14 protein-coding genes are annotated in these 13605 nt (G+C 74.3%); 2 read left to right on the top strand and 12 right to left on the bottom strand.

All coding sequences use genetic code 11. The features are described 5' to 3' along the window. Positions 1-20 precede the first annotated feature (20 nt). Positions 21-1379 carry a hypothetical protein gene (locus tag AC2TEW_RS30500; RefSeq protein WP_484626580.1) on the bottom strand — a complete coding sequence of 453 codons (1359 nt, stop codon included), beginning with the start codon at positions 1377-1379 and terminating at the stop codon, positions 21-23. 187 nt (positions 1380-1566) lie between these two features. Here AC2TEW_RS30500 and AC2TEW_RS30495 point away from each other — a divergent pair, with 187 nt between their 5' ends. After that, a complete protein-coding gene (locus tag AC2TEW_RS30495) occupies positions 1567-2487 on the top strand; it encodes a DMT family transporter (protein ID WP_484626579.1) in 921 nt (306 codons plus the stop codon). A 55-nt stretch (positions 2488-2542) separates the two neighbouring features. Here AC2TEW_RS30495 and mutM read toward each other — a convergent pair whose 3' ends face one another. The 10 genes from mutM to AC2TEW_RS30445 form a co-directional block, all read right to left on the bottom strand. Then, entirely contained in the window at positions 2543-3403 is an 861-nt protein-coding gene (gene mutM, locus AC2TEW_RS30490) for a bifunctional DNA-formamidopyrimidine glycosylase/DNA-(apurinic or apyrimidinic site) lyase (RefSeq protein ID WP_484626578.1), read from the bottom strand. A gap of 18 nt (positions 3404-3421) precedes the next feature. Beyond that, complete coding sequence (gene rnc, locus AC2TEW_RS30485) at positions 3422-4213, bottom strand: ribonuclease III (protein WP_033818760.1); 792 nt, start codon at positions 4211-4213, stop codon at positions 3422-3424. A 20-nt stretch (positions 4214-4233) separates the two neighbouring features. Further along, positions 4234-4407, bottom strand: coding sequence for a 50S ribosomal protein L32 (rpmF, locus tag AC2TEW_RS30480; protein WP_030056747.1), 174 nt, complete (start codon positions 4405-4407; stop codon positions 4234-4236). Positions 4408-4409: 2 nt separating this feature from the next. Continuing rightward, positions 4410-5057, bottom strand: a complete 648-nt coding sequence (locus AC2TEW_RS30475; protein WP_484626577.1) for a YceD family protein — start codon at positions 5055-5057, stop codon at positions 4410-4412. A 178-nt stretch (positions 5058-5235) separates the two neighbouring features. Next, the gene (locus AC2TEW_RS30470; protein ID WP_484626576.1) at positions 5236-6411 is read right to left on the bottom strand and encodes a F0F1 ATP synthase subunit B; all 1176 of its coding nucleotides are present in this window, start codon (positions 6409-6411) and stop codon (positions 5236-5238) included. Between the two features lie 203 nt (positions 6412-6614). Next, positions 6615-7100, bottom strand: coding sequence for a pantetheine-phosphate adenylyltransferase (coaD, locus tag AC2TEW_RS30465; protein WP_033818757.1), 486 nt, complete (start codon positions 7098-7100; stop codon positions 6615-6617). A gap of 31 nt (positions 7101-7131) precedes the next feature. Then, positions 7132-7716: a 16S rRNA (guanine(966)-N(2))-methyltransferase RsmD gene (rsmD, locus tag AC2TEW_RS30460; RefSeq protein ID WP_484626575.1), complete on the bottom strand. Its 585-nt coding sequence runs from the start codon at positions 7714-7716 to the stop codon at positions 7132-7134. Positions 7717-7734: 18 nt separating this feature from the next. Next, positions 7735-8163, bottom strand: coding sequence for a hypothetical protein (locus AC2TEW_RS30455; RefSeq protein ID WP_484626574.1), 429 nt, complete (start codon positions 8161-8163; stop codon positions 7735-7737). A gap of 96 nt (positions 8164-8259) precedes the next feature. Continuing rightward, on the bottom strand, positions 8260-10461 hold the full coding sequence (gene recG, locus AC2TEW_RS30450) for an ATP-dependent DNA helicase RecG (RefSeq protein WP_484626573.1): 2202 nt from the start codon (positions 10459-10461) through the stop codon (positions 8260-8262). A 37-nt stretch (positions 10462-10498) separates the two neighbouring features. After that, positions 10499-12139: a DAK2 domain-containing protein gene (locus AC2TEW_RS30445; protein WP_484626572.1), complete on the bottom strand. Its 1641-nt coding sequence runs from the start codon at positions 12137-12139 to the stop codon at positions 10499-10501. A gap of 306 nt (positions 12140-12445) precedes the next feature. Here AC2TEW_RS30445 and rpmB point away from each other — a divergent pair, with 306 nt between their 5' ends. Beyond that, positions 12446-12631: a 50S ribosomal protein L28 gene (rpmB, locus tag AC2TEW_RS30440; RefSeq protein WP_073813963.1), complete on the top strand. Its 186-nt coding sequence runs from the start codon at positions 12446-12448 to the stop codon at positions 12629-12631. 153 nt (positions 12632-12784) lie between these two features. Here the strand turns inward: rpmB and thiD are convergent, their stop codons facing one another. Next, positions 12785-13597 carry a bifunctional hydroxymethylpyrimidine kinase/phosphomethylpyrimidine kinase gene (gene thiD / locus AC2TEW_RS30435; RefSeq protein WP_484626571.1) on the bottom strand — a complete coding sequence of 271 codons (813 nt, stop codon included), beginning with the start codon at positions 13595-13597 and terminating at the stop codon, positions 12785-12787. Between the last annotated feature and the right edge of the window lie 8 nt (positions 13598-13605).

Below are 13605 nucleotides of genomic sequence, written 5' to 3'. Positions count from 1 at the left end.
CGGACCGGGCCGGGCGCCGCTCAGAAGCCGCCGAAGTCCCCGCCGCCCCCGAAGTCGCCGCCGCCGAAATCGCCGCCGCCCGAGTCGCCGAAGCCGCCGCCGAAGTCGGAGGAGTTGAAGTCGCCGCCCGAGTAGTCGCCGGGGTCCACCCCGTTGCTGCCGTCGTAGCCGCCCGTTCCGTCCTGGCCGGCCCACGCGGTACCGGGGCTCATCGCCGAGCCGAGCAGGGTGCCGACCAGCAGGCCGGGCAGGATCCCCGAGCCGAAGTAGCCGCCCGCCCAGGGGCTGTACGCCGGGCCGGCGTTCCAGTACGGCTGGTCGCCGTGGTCGGTGCGCACGGTCCGGATGTCCGGGTCCTGGCCGCTCGCCAGCCGGGCCGCGTCGGCGGCGCAGACCGGGACGGTGCGCGGCGCACCGCCGGGCGGGGCCCAGTCGGCGTCCTGGACCGACGGACCGTGCCGGGGGTCGAAGAAGCAGGGCAGCCGGCGCTCCGGCAGCGGCCGCCCCTCGCGCCGGGCGGCGAGCGCGGCGAGCGCGAACCGGCCGTCCGCCAGCGCCTCGGTGACCGGGCGGACGTCCTGGGGCCGACGAGCCGCGTCCATGGTCTGCTTGGCCCGCTCGTAGGAGTCCAGGGCGTGGGTGTAGTCGGCGCGCTGGGCGTCGTCCGCGTCGGCGGCGCCGGGGCTGAACTCCAGGCGGTCGAGTTCCTCGCCGAAGGCGGTGATGTCCTCGTCGACGACGGTGCGCAGCTGGGCCAGCTCGGCCTGCTCCCGGGCGAGCTTGCGCCGCTTGGAGCGGCGCAGCAGCAGGAAGCCGCCGCCGGCCGCCAGGGCGACCAGCGCGGCCGGGATCACGATCGCGGCGGTGCTGATCCCGCCGGAGTCCACGCCGTGGCCCTTGGTCTGGGCGGCGGCCTGGCCGACGAAGTCGTCGAGGGTGGCGCCGATGTCGCCGGGGTGCGAGCGGGCGGCGGCGCCGGCCAGCCGGTCGGGGGTGCCGACCGGGAGCGCCTGGCGGTCGGCGAAGGCCCGGAACTCGTCGCCGCGCCAGATCGCGTACACGCCGACGATGCCGACCTTGGTCCGCAGGTCCTGGGCCACGGTCTTCGCCGGGTAGTTCGCGTCGGCCGGGACCACCGCGACGAAGATCGGCTTGTCGGCCTGCTCGATCCGCCGGGTCAGTGCGGCGGCCTGGGCCTCGGAGAACCGGCCGGTCATCGCCGGGTCGACGTACACCTGCCCCTGCTTGAGCGCGGCGGCCGCCTGGTCCACCCCGGACGCGGCCGAGGCCGGGCCGGCCAGCAGGAGCAGCAGGCCGAGCAGCGCGGCGAGCAGGACGGCCGGGCCGGTGACGGCGGTCCGGCGGGGAACGGTTCTCATGGGACCGACCGTACCTTCCGGGGCCGGTGGTGTGCCGATACCTCAGACGGACCCGCCCCGGTACCTCAGGCTGACCCGCCCCCCGCCGAGCGGCCGGTCTTGGGCGCCGGAGTGATCCACCACCACCGTGACCAGGCATAGTGGTGCCTGCTCTCCCACCCCCGGCCCGCCCTGATCGGAGCATTTGGTGATCATCGGACTCGTCACCGCCGTCGCGGCCTCCGTCTGCTACGGCACCGGCTCCGTCCTGCAGGCCGTCGGCACCCGCCGGTCGGCCCGCGAGGAGGTGGCCGCCCGCGGCCTGGGGGCCGGGGAGACCGAGCACGGCGGACCGAGCCTGTCGTCCACCGCCAAGGCCGCGGTGACCTGGGAGTTCATCGTCGGCACGGTGCTCGACCTGGTCGGCTTCGGGCTGGGCGCGCTGGCCGCCAGGCTGCTGCCGCTGTTCCTCTCCCAGACCATCATCAGCGCCAACCTGGTGATCACCGCGCTGCTCAGCATCAAGCTGCTCGGGCTGCGGCTGCGGCAGCTGGAGTGGATCTCGATCGCGATGCTGTGCGGCGCCCTGGTGCTGCTGGCCGTCGCGGCGGGCCCCGAGGGCGGGCACGAGGCGGCACGCTCCTTCCACTGGTGGCTGCTGGGCGCCTCGGTGGTGGTGATCGCGGGCGGCAGCCTGCTGGTGCGGCGGCTCGGGCGCGGTGCGGCGATCGTGGCCGGTCTGCTGTCGGGGCTCGGCTTCGGCGCGCTCGGCATCGGCGTGCGGATCCTCGACGGCGTCCAGCCGTTCGACCTGGTCGCCCTGGTCGGCGACCCGGCGCTGTACGCGATCCTGGTCGGCGGCCTCGGCGGGATGTACCTGCACACGGTGGCGCTGCAGGTCGGCTCGGTGAACGGGGCGACCGCCGCGCTGGTGGTCGGTGAGACGGTGGTGCCGGGCGCGGTCGGGGTGCTCTGGCTGGGCGACACCTCCCGGGCCGGACTGGGCTGGCTGGCGGTGGTCGGCTTCGTGCTCGCGGTGGTGAGCGCGGTCGGCGTGGCGTACTTCGGCCAGAGCGAGGCCGAACTGCACGGCGCCCAGCCCAAGCTGCCGGAGCCCGCCGGCCACTGAGCCGGGGAGATCCACGGGCCGTGACCGGGTCCCGCCCGTGCGGCCTGGGCCGTGTCTAGCGGACCCGCGGCACCCGCTGGCAGCGGGGGCAGAAGTAGCTGGAGCGGTTCATCCACGGGTCGCGGCGGATCGCGGTGCCGCAGCGGCGGCAGGGCTCGCCCTCCCGCCCGTAGGCGTCGAGCTCGCGGGAGAAGTAGCCGCTCTCACCGTTGACGTTGACGTAGAGGCTGTCGAAGCTGGTGCCGCCGACGGCCAGCGCCGCGGTCATCACGTCGCGGGCGTGCCCGAGCAGTTCGGCGGCCTTCGGGCGGGTCAGGCCGGTGGTCGGCCGGTCGTAGTGCAGGGCGGCGCGCCACAGCGACTCGTCGGCGTAGATGTTGCCGACGCCGCTGATCAGGGTCTGGTCCAGCAGCGCCCGCTTGACGGTGGTGCGCTTGGCCCGCAGCGCGGCGATGAACGCCGCGTCGTCGAAGCGCGGGTCGAGCGGGTCGCGGGCGATGTGCGCGATGGAGACCGGGGTGTGCTCGGGGTCGTCGGGCTCGGCCTCCTCGACGGCGAGGCCGCCGAAGGTCCGCTGGTCGACGAAGCGCAGTTCCCGGCCGCCGTCGGTGAAGCGCAGCCGGACCCGCAGGTGGGTCTCGTCCGGGGTGGCCGGGTCCTGGACGAGCAGCTGGCCGCTCATGCCGAGGTGGCCGGTCATCGACTGGTGGTCGCCGAGCGGCACCCAGAGGTACTTGCCGCGCCGGTGGGCCTCGCCGAGGGTGCTGCCGGTCAGCCGGGCGGCGAACTCGGCGGCGCCGCCGGGCTGGCGGCGCACCGAGCGCGGGTGCAGGACCTGCACCTGGGAGACGGTACGGCCGGCCGCCCAGCGGGCGAGACCCCGCCGGACCACCTCGACCTCGGGAAGTTCAGGCACCTCGGCCCCCCGGCCCGGTCAGACTGCGGCGCCGGGGCGGTCGTCGGCGTACTTGGCCTTGATGGCCCGCCAGGCGCTCTCCGCGGCCTTCTGCTCTGCTTCCTTCTTCGAGCGGCCACTGCCGTGCCCGAAGTCCTCGCCGGCCACCCGGGCCGCGGCGGTGAAGGTCTTCTCGTGGTCCGGACCGGACTCGGTGACCACGTACTCCGGCACTCCGATGCCGACCGAGGCGGTCAGCTCCTGGAGGCTGGTCTTCCAGTCGAGGCCCGCTCCGAGCTGGGCGGACTCCGCGATGAGCGGGTCGAACAGCCCGTGCACGAAGGCGGTGGCGGCGTCCAGGCCCTGGTCCAGGTAGACGGCGCCGATCACGGCCTCGACGGTGTCGGCGAGGATGGAGGACTTGTCGCGTCCGCCGGTCCCCTCCTCACCCTTGCCGAGCCGGATGAAGGCACCGAGGTCCAGGCCGCGGCCGACCTCGGCGAGCGCGCGGGAGTTGACCACCGCGGCGCGGAGCTTGGCGAGCGTGCCCTCGGCGACCTCCGGGTGGAGGCGGTAGAGGGTGTCGGTCACCACGAGGCCCAGCACCGAGTCGCCGAGGAACTCCAGGCGCTCGTTGGTGGGCAGTCCACCGTTCTCGTAGGCGTAGCTACGGTGGGTGAGGGCACGCACCAGAAGGGCGCGCTCGAGCGTGTACCCGAGGCGCCCTTCCAGGACGTCGTATTCGGTCGACGCCGGCCCGCCGCCCTTGCTCCCGTTGGAAGAGTCCTTCGCGCTGGGAGCCTGCTTGCGGGGGGAGTTGCTCTCCGACATCGATCCGTGCACCCTGCCGATCAGACCGAGAGGACCTGGCGGCGGTTGTACGTGCCGCAGCTGGGGCACGCGATGTGACCGAGCTTCGGCTCGTGGCAGCGGTCGCACGCCACGAGGGCCGGAACGACGGCCTTCCAGTTGGAACGGCGGTGGCGCGTGTTGCTGCGCGACATCTTCCGCTTCGGAACAGCCACGGCTACTTCTCCTGGTTCTCGGCGAGACCCTCACGGGTACCGCTGTTCTTGATTCCGTCACCCTCGTCGCCGGGGGCGGCGGAGAGTCCCTGCAGAGCCGCCCACCGGGGGTCGGCGGCGTCGTGGTGGTGCGACGGGTCGTCGCTCAGGCGTGCGCCGCATTCGACGCACAGACCCAGGCAGTCGTCCTGGCACACCGGCTGCAGCGGCAGTGCGAGCACCACCGCGTCACGCAGCACCGGCTGGAGGTCGAAGAAGTCGCCCTCCAGGCGGTAAGTCTCGTCGTCCGAGTCCTCGTCGAGGTCCTCGTCGCCACCCGTGGCCCGGCCGCGGCCGCGGTCGTCGGACTCCGGGTAGTAGTACAGCTCCTGGAAGTCGACCTCCAGGTCGTCCTCCACCGGCTCCAGGCAGCGCACGCACTCGCCCTCGACCTTGGCCTCGGCGGTGCCGGTCACCAGGACGCCCTCGACCACGGACTCCATCCGCAGTTCCAGGGCGATCTCGCTCTTGCCCGGGACGCCGATCACGTCTTCGATGCCGAGGCCCTCGGGGGCCGGGAGGGTGCGGGAGACCCTGCGCAGCGAACCGGGGCGACGGCCGAGCTCATGCGTGTCGAACACGAGCGGGTCGCGGTGGTCGAGGCGGTTCAAGGTGTCCTGACTTCCTGGCGGCGGCCCCGCTGTCGCGGGTGCCGCGGTTTGCTGAAGAGTGTGTTGCCGCCGTGTTGCGGGCAGCCGACGGCCCCGGAACAGGCCGAGTGGTCAGACTACCGGAGAGTGCGGCCAGGCCCAACTTCGGCCCCGCACCGCCCGCCGCGGGCGGCCGCCGTCAGCGGCCGCCGAGCTCCCGCAGGCGGGTCATGTCGATCATGCTGGTGTCGAAGAAGCTGGTCTCGTCCAGCCCGGCCTGCTGCGGCACCTGGGCCTGCTGCTGGTGCTGCTGCTGCGGGTAGCCGCCCGAGCCGTCCGGCACCGGGTTGCCCCAGGCGTCGTACTGCGGCTGCTGCTGGTAGCCGCCCTGCTGCTGGTAGTACGGGTCCTGGCCCGGGTACGCCGGCTGCTGCTGGTAGCCGTACTGGCCGCCGTCGCCCGGCTGCAGCGGGTTGCCCCACTGGTCGGTCTGCGGGGCACCGGACGGGTCGTAGCCGCCGCCGTAGACCTCCGCGTACTGCGGTGCGGCGTAGCCCTCCTCGCCGGGGGCCTGCCAGCCGGCCGCGGCGGGGGTCTGGTCCGGCCAGCTCTGCTGCTGGGGCACGGCCTCCTCGCGGTACCAGGGCTGCTCCTCGCCGTCCTCGGCGAAGCCGGAGGCCACCGCCTCGGCGCGGGCCTTCAGCTGCTGGGCCTCGTCGGCGGCGGCCAGGTAGGCGCCGAGCTCGTCGATCGGGGCCTTGCCGAGCAGGGTGTCGCGGCCCTTGCCGACGGCCTCCAGGGTCTTGCTGAGGACCGCCTCCAGGGTGGCGAGCTTCACATCGACGTACTCGTCGACCTCGGGGCTCGGGGTGGCGTGCGGCTGGAACTCCTCGCCGTCGCCCTCGCCCTGCCCGTCGGCCTCGTAGACGCCCGCCGCGCCGCGCAGCTTGGTGCGGCCGCGGCCGACGGCGCCGAGCGTCTTGGTGAGGACCACCTCGAAGTTGGCGAGCTTGCTGTCGACGTAGTCGTCGGCCTCGGCGCGCTTGGTCTGCGCCTCGGTGCGGGCCTCGCCGAGGATCCGGTCCGCCTCCGCCTGGGCCTGGCGGACCACCTCGGTGTCGGAGATCAGCGAGCCGCGCTCGTCGTGCGCGCCGCGGATGATGTGGTCGGCCTGCGCCTGCGCGTCGGCCACCAGCTGCTGGTGGTCGGCGACCACCGACTGGGCCTGGGCGAGTTCGGCCGGCATGGTCTCGCGGAGGTCCCGGAGCAGCCCGACCAACTCGGCCCGGTTGACCACGCAGGACGCCGACATCGGCATCGCGCGGGCGTTCTCCACCACGGCGACGATCTCGTCGAGTTTCTGCTGCACGTCCACGGGCGCATCAGTCTTTCCGTGTGCCGCCGAGGTGCGGCGGGGGCAGTCCCCGTCGGCTCGGCAGCGCCCACGGGGCGGGGATACAGACTGTACGGCCAGTGCACCCGGAGCTCACAACGCCCGAGGCCCCCGCGCCACCCGACAGGCGGACAGGATGTGACAGTTCGCCAGGAGTGTCCGGATTGCGGCGGGATCGGCCGGGATCAGCCCCGGCGCTCGGCGATCCGCGCGATCAGCCGGCGGTTGACCGTCTCCGGCAGCAGGTGGGAGACGTCGCCGCCGAGCGAGGCGACCTCCTTGACCAGCGAGGAGGACAGGAAGCTGTAGGTCGGCGAGGTGGGCACGAAGAGCGTCTCGACCCCGGTCAGGCCGTGGTTCATCTGGGCCATCTGCAGCTCGTAGTCGAAGTCGCTGACCGCGCGCAGGCCCTTGATGATGGCCGGGATCCCGCGCTCCCGGCAGAAGTCCACCAGCAGGCCGCTGTGCGCCTCGACCTCGATGTTGCCCAGCCGGCCGCAGGTCTCCTCGATCAGCGCGATGCGCTCCTCGACGGTGAACATGCCCTGCTTGTTCCGGTTGATCAGCACGGCGACATGGACCACGTCGTACAGCTTCGAGGCGCGCTCGATGATGTCGAGGTGCCCGTTGGTGATGGGGTCGAAGGACCCCGGACAGACGGCGCGGCGCATGGCGTGTGCTCCCTTGTGGGGGTTGCTGGTGCTACGGGTGCTGGTCGGCCTCGGCAGCGGCGCGACCGTACCAGAGGGTGCCTTCGCCGTAGCGGCGCGAGCGCAGCGGCTCGAATCCCTCCGGCCAGCCGAACTCGCCGCCCCGGGTGCTGCGTTCCACGGTGACGAGTGCGTCCTCGCCGAGCCAGCCCCCCGAGCCGAGTGTGATCAGCATCTCGCGGACCTCGTCGTCGGTCACGGAGTACGGCGGATCGAGGAACACCAGGTCGTAGGGGACGGCCGGGGCCGGGCCCGCGATCACCCGCTCGGCCCGGTCGGCGCGCACCTCCGCGCCCGGCAGGCCGAGGGTGCGCACGTTCTCCCGGATCACCCGGGCCGCGCTCGGGTCGGACTCCACCAGCAGGGCGTGGACCGCCCCCCGCGACAGCGCCTCCAGGCCGACCGCGCCCGAGCCGCCGAACAGGTCGAGCATCCGGGCGCCGTGCACCGTCCCGCGGAGCGCCGCGAGGGTGGAGAACATCGCCTCCCGCGCCTTGTCCGAGGTCGGGCGGGTGGTGCGGCCGGGCGGCACGGCCAGTCGACGGCCGCCGGCCGTACCGGCGATCACGCGGGTCATGGGGTGGTGGGTCCTTTCCTAGGCGCCCACCACGCTATCCGGATTTGCCGCCGCGGCGCGCAGCTCGCCCGGCTCGCCGCGACCCTGGCCGCCCGACTGCGGGCAGTGCTCCGGCCGCCGCGGGTCGTGGCCCAGCTCGCGCAGCCGGGCCCGGACCGCGTCGGGGGTGCGGCCGTACCGGGCGGCCAGCCGGGCGATGCTCTCCCCCGCGTGGAAGCGGCGGACCAGCCCCTCCTCGGGCAGCGGCGCTCCGGGCTCGGCCGCGGCCGCCAGGGCCCGGTCGAGGGCGCTGCGCAGCCCGGCGACGTCCGCCGCCGGGAGCCGGAGCCGGCCGAGCGCGCCGGGGCCGCTGACGGTCAGCACCACCTCGCTGCCCCGCCCGCCGACGGTCTCGACCCGGAACACCGTGCCGACGGACGGGATCTCGTCGATCCGGTCGAATGCCATGACAGAGCCCCCTGGACGCGCCGGGCCGGCGGCGCACCGCCCGGTGCGCCCTGAACACCGCCATCGTCCACCGGACCACTGACAGTTGGCGTACCGTCAGCCCTTCTCCAGGTACTCCGCGCGGTCCTCGTCCAGCAGGCTCTCCAGCGCGGTGCGCAGCTCCGGGTGGCGCTCCAGCGCGGGGTCGCCGGCGACCAGCGCGGTGGCCTCCTCGCGGGCGGTGGCGATCACGTCCTCGTCGTCCAGCACCGAGAGCACCTTGAGCGAGGACCGTACGCCGGACTGGGCCTGGCCGAGCACGTCGCCCTCGCGGCGCTGCTCGAGGTCGATCCGGGACAGCTCGAAGCCGTCCAGGGTGCCGGCCACCGCGTCCAGCCGGGCCCGCGCGGAGCTGCCCGCGGGCATGTCGCTGACCAGCAGGCACAGGCCCGCCGCGCTGCCGCGGCCGACCCGGCCCCGCAGCTGGTGCAGCTGGGAGACGCCGAACCGGTCCGCGTCCATGATCACCATGGCGGTGGAGTTGGGGACGTTGACGCCCACCTCGATCACGGTGGTGGCGACCAGCACGTCGACCTGTCCGGCGGTGAAGCGGCGCATCACCTCGTCCTTGGCCTCGGGGGTGAGGCGGCCGTGCAGGATCTCCACCCGCAGCCCGGCCAGCGGCCCCTCGGTGAGCATCTCGGCGGTCTCCACCACCGACAGCGGCGGCCGCCGCTCGTCGCTCGCCGCGCCCAGGTCCTCCGGGTCGTCGGGCAGCGCCTTGCGGCGCTTCTTCGGGTCCTCGGGCTCGTCGCCGATCCGCGGGCAGACCACGTACGCCTGGTGGCCCTTGCCGACCTCCTCGCGGACCCGCTCCCAGGCGCGGGCCAGGAAGTTGGGCTTCTCCACCGCGGGGACCACGTGGGTGGAGATGGGTGAGCGGCCGGCCGGCAGCTGGTCCAGGACCGAGGTCTCCAGGTCGCCGAAGACGGTCATCGCGACGGTGCGCGGGATCGGGGTGGCGGTCATCACCAGCAGGTGCGGGGGCCGCTCGCCCTTGGCCCGCAGGGCGTCGCGCTGCTCGACGCCGAACCGGTGCTGCTCGTCGACCACGACCAGCCCGAGGTCCTGGAACTGCACCTTGTCCTCGATCAGGGCGTGGGTGCCGATCGCGATGCCCGCGTCCCCGCAGGCCATCTCCAGCAGGGTCTGGCGGCGGGCCGCGGTGCCCATCGAGCCGGTCAGCAGCGCCACCTTGGTGCCGGCCTCGGCGCCGCCGAGCATGCCGCCCTCGGCGAGGTCGCCCATCATCTCGACGATCGAGCGGTGGTGCTGCTGGGCGAGCACCTCGGTGGGGGCCAGCAGGGCGGCCTGGCCGCCGGCGTCGACCACCGCGAGCATGGCGCGCAGCGCGACCAGGGTCTTTCCGGAGCCGACCTCGCCCTGCAGCAGCCGGTGCATCGGGTGTTCGCTCGCGAGGTCGGCGAAGATCTCGCCGCACACCTTCTGCTGGCCCTCGGTCAGGGTGAACGGCAGCCGGGCGTCGAAGGCGTCGAGCAGGCCGCCGGGGCGGGCCCGGCGGGCGACGGCGGGCAGCGCGGAGTCGGCGGCCCGGCGCATGGCGAGCGCGACCTGCAGGACGAAGGCCTCGTCCCAGCGCAGCCGGCTCTGGGCGCGCTCGCGGTCTGCCTGGTTGCGCGGCCGGTGGATCAGCTCCAGCGCCTCGGGCAGCGGGATCAGGCCGTGCTTGTCGCGCAGGGCGGCGGGCAGCGGCTCCCCGACGTCGCCGAGGTGCTTGTCGAGCGCGGTCTGCACGCACAGCGACAGCTTCCAGCTGGGCAGCTGGGCGCTGGCCGGGTAGACCGGGATCAGCCGCCCGGCGAACTGCTGCGCGGCCTCGGACCCGGCGTCCTCGTCCAGCAGCTGGTAGTCGGGCGAGGCGAGCTGGCGGGTGCGGTTGAACAGGCCGACCTTGCCCGCGAACAGGCCCTGGGCGCCGGGGCGCAGCTCCTTCTGCCGCCAGCCCTGGTTGAAGAAGACCAGGCTGAGCCGGCTGCGGCCGTCGGTGACCACCACCTCCAGCCGGTCGCCCTTGCGCCCCTTGAACGGGATCAGGGTGACCTTCTCGATCCGGGCCAGCACGGTGACGTGCTCGTCCACCTCGAGCTCGTCCAGGCTGGTGAGCGAGCCGCGCTCGACGTACCGGCGCGGGTAGTGGTGCAGCAGGTCGCCGACCGTGCGCAGCTTGAGGCTGTCGGCCAGCACCTTGGCGGTGCGGTCGCCGACCAGCTTGGTCAGTGATTCGTCGAGAGCGCCCATCAGCACCTATTGGACACCACGGCACGGACAGGACGGGCTACTCCACCCCGATCAGCAGCGGCGCCGACTCCTGGCCGCCGCGGTAGACCACGGTGTCGACCTCCGGCCGCTGCCGGCGGGCGTGCGCGTCGAGCAGGGCGGCGAGGGTGTCGGGGGCGCCCTCGCCCAGGACCAGGGTGACCAGTTCGCCGCCGGCGGCGAGCATCCGGGAGAGCACGGTGCGTGCGGTGTCGGCCAGCTCGGTGCCGATCAGCGCGACGTCGCCGTCGATCAGGCCGAGCACGTCGCCGGCCTGGCAGACACCGGCCATGGTCCAGGACTCGCCCTCGGCGACGGCGAGTTCGGCGTAGCGGGTGGCGCCGGCCGCGGAGGTCATGGCGACCACGTCCTCGTCGAAGCGGCGGGCCGGCTCGTGCACGGCGAGCGCGGCCAGGCCCTGCACCGGGGAGCGGGTGGGCAGGACGGCGATCCGCAGCCCCTCCTCGCGCAGCTGGTCGGCGGCGGCCCCGGCGGCGGCGCGCAGTTCGGGGTCGTTGAGCAGCAGGACCACCTCGCGGGCGGCGCAGCGGCGGACCGCCTCGACCAGTTCGACGCTGGCGGGCGGGTGGTCGGGGTCGGCGAAGAGCACCGCGGAGCCGGCCTGTTCGCAGAGTTCGGCGAGGCCGCTGCCGGTGACCACGCTGAGCACCGCGCGGCCGCTCGGCGCGGGTTCGGCGGGCTCGCCGGCGCGTTCGCCGGCCCGGGCGGCGGCCTCCGCGAAGTGGGTGATCCGGATCCGGTGCGGCCGGCCGGCCTCGATCCCGGCCTCGACGGCGGCCCCGGCGTCGTCGACGTGCACGTGGACGCTCCACAGCCCGTCGCCGCCGCCGACCACCAGCGAGTCGCCGAGGCCGGCGAGCCGGGTGCGCAGTCCCGGCAGCGCCTCGTCGGGCGCGTCCAGCAGGTAGATCACCTCGAAGGCGGGGTGGCCGGGGCCGGCCGGCCGCTCGTGGCCGTCGCAGCCGGCCGCGGGACCGGGGGCGGGTACGGCGGCCGCCGCGCGCAGCGCGACCGGGCCCATCGGGGTCTGGCCGCTGACGGCGTCCACCAGGGCGCCGAGGACGGTGACCAGGCCGCGGCCGCCGGCGTCCACCACGCCCGCGTCGGCCAGCACGTCCAGCTGCTGCGGGGTGCGCACCAGCGCCTCGCGGGCGGCCCGGTAGGCGGCCTCGGCGACGGCGGGCAGCGTGCCGGGGCCGGCCTGGGCGCCGCGCGCGGCCGCGGCGGCGACGGTCAGCAGGGTGCCCTCGACCGGCTCGGCGACCGCCTGGTAGGCGGCCTCGGCGGCGCCGGCCAGCGCCCGCCGGAGCTGCTCGGGCCCGCCGCCGTCGGCCAGTGCGGCGGCGGCGCCGCGCAGCCACTGGGCGAGGATGACGCCGGAGTTGCCGCGGGCGCCGACCAGCGCGCCGCGGGAGACGGCGGCCGTCACCGGGCCGAGGCCGGGCTCGGGGTGGTCGGCGAAGAGGGTCTCCGCGTGGGCGGCCGCGGACTCGACGGTCAGGTAGAGGTTGGTGCCGGTGTCCCCGTCGGGGACCGGGAAGACGTTGAGCGCGTCGATCTCCTCGCGGGCCTGGCCGAGGGCGGCCAGCGCCAGCCGGTACCAGGTGCGGACGGCCGCGGCGTCGAGCGTGTCCAGCACCAGGTCTCCTCCGGGTGAACGCCACGGGAACGCGACTGAACGCGGTGGCTAGGGCGATGCAGGCAGGTTATCGGTGCCCGGCCCCGCGACGCCCGCGCGGCCCCGGCGGCGGGCGGTGCCGCCGACCGGAACGATCACGGCCCTGAGCATGGTAGTTTCGTTCAGCGGGAGCACCCGATGTATGCTTCTGCGGTTGCCTGGAACAACCCGGGCTCACCCCTTGAACCGATTCACCCCACGCGAGTGGGGCGTTCGCTCAGCCGGGGTTTTCGAACGTACCTGATCTGAAGTCTTGGAGTGACTCCTGTGGCTGCCAACTGCGACGTCTGCGGCAAGGGGCCGGGCTTCGGCAACAGCATCTCCCACTCGCACCGCCGTACCCCTCGTCGTTGGAACCCCAACATCCAGACGGTGCGCGCTGTGGTTGGGCGGACGCCGAAGCGGCTCAACGTCTGCACCTCGTGCATCAAGGCCGGTAAGGTCTCGCGCTGACGCGCAGACCGGTAAGCCGGTCCTCCGGACAGCCGATCCATCCTCGGGTGGGTCGGCTGCTCTGTTGTTCCGGTCCTGCACGGCGCTGCGGGGGCCAGGAGTCACCACTCCTGACCCCCGCAGTGTCGTGTCCGGACCCGTCCGGGACCAGGGTCAGCGCCAGCGCCAGGCGTGGTCGACCGGACCGATGCCCGCGCCCAGCGGGAACCCGGCCGCGATGGCGCCGGTGATGTACTCCTTGGCCGCGGCGACCGCGTCCGGCACCGCGGCGCCCTGGGCCAGCCCGGCGGCGATCGAGCTGGCGAGGGTGCAGCCGGTGCCGTGGGTGTGCCGGTTGTCGTAGCGCGGGGCGCGGTACCAGTGCTCGCCGCCGTCGGCGCCGACCAGCAGGTCGGCGGCGTCACCGGCCAGGTGGCCGCCCTTGACCAGCACCCAGCCGGGCCCGAGCGCGAGCAGCGCCTCGGCCGCGGCCCGCATGTCGCGCTCCCCGCCCACCTCGATGCCGGTGAGCTGGGCCACCTCGTGCAGGTTGGGGGTGGCCAGGGTGGCGACCGGCAGCAGCAGCTCGCGCACGGTGGCGACGGCCTCGGCGGCGAGCAGCGCGTCGCCGTGCTTGGAGACGCCGACCGGGTCCACCACGACCGGCGCCCCGACGCCGGCCAGCAGCTCGGACACGGTGGCGACCAGCTCGACCGAGGCCAGCATGCCGGTCTTCACCGCCTGCACCCCGATGTCGTCGACGACGCTGCGGAACTGCGCGCGGACCGCCTCGGCGGGCAGCTCCCAGTAGCCCTGGACGCCGAGCGAGTTCTGCGCGGTGACCGCGGTGATCACGCTCATGCCGTGCACGCCGAGCGCCAGCATCGCCTTGAGGTCGGCCTGGATGCCGGCGCCGCCGCCGGAGTCGGAACCGGCCACGGTCAGCACCCGCGGCGGCGCGGGGGTGGGGTGGACTGTCGAAACCATGCCGCCAA

The sequence above is a fragment of the Kitasatospora sp. NEAU-CNBT7 genome (assembly GCF_057220535.1).
The sequence above is the reverse complement of the archived record's forward strand: the minus strand, read 5'-3'. Positions and strand labels throughout refer to the sequence as shown.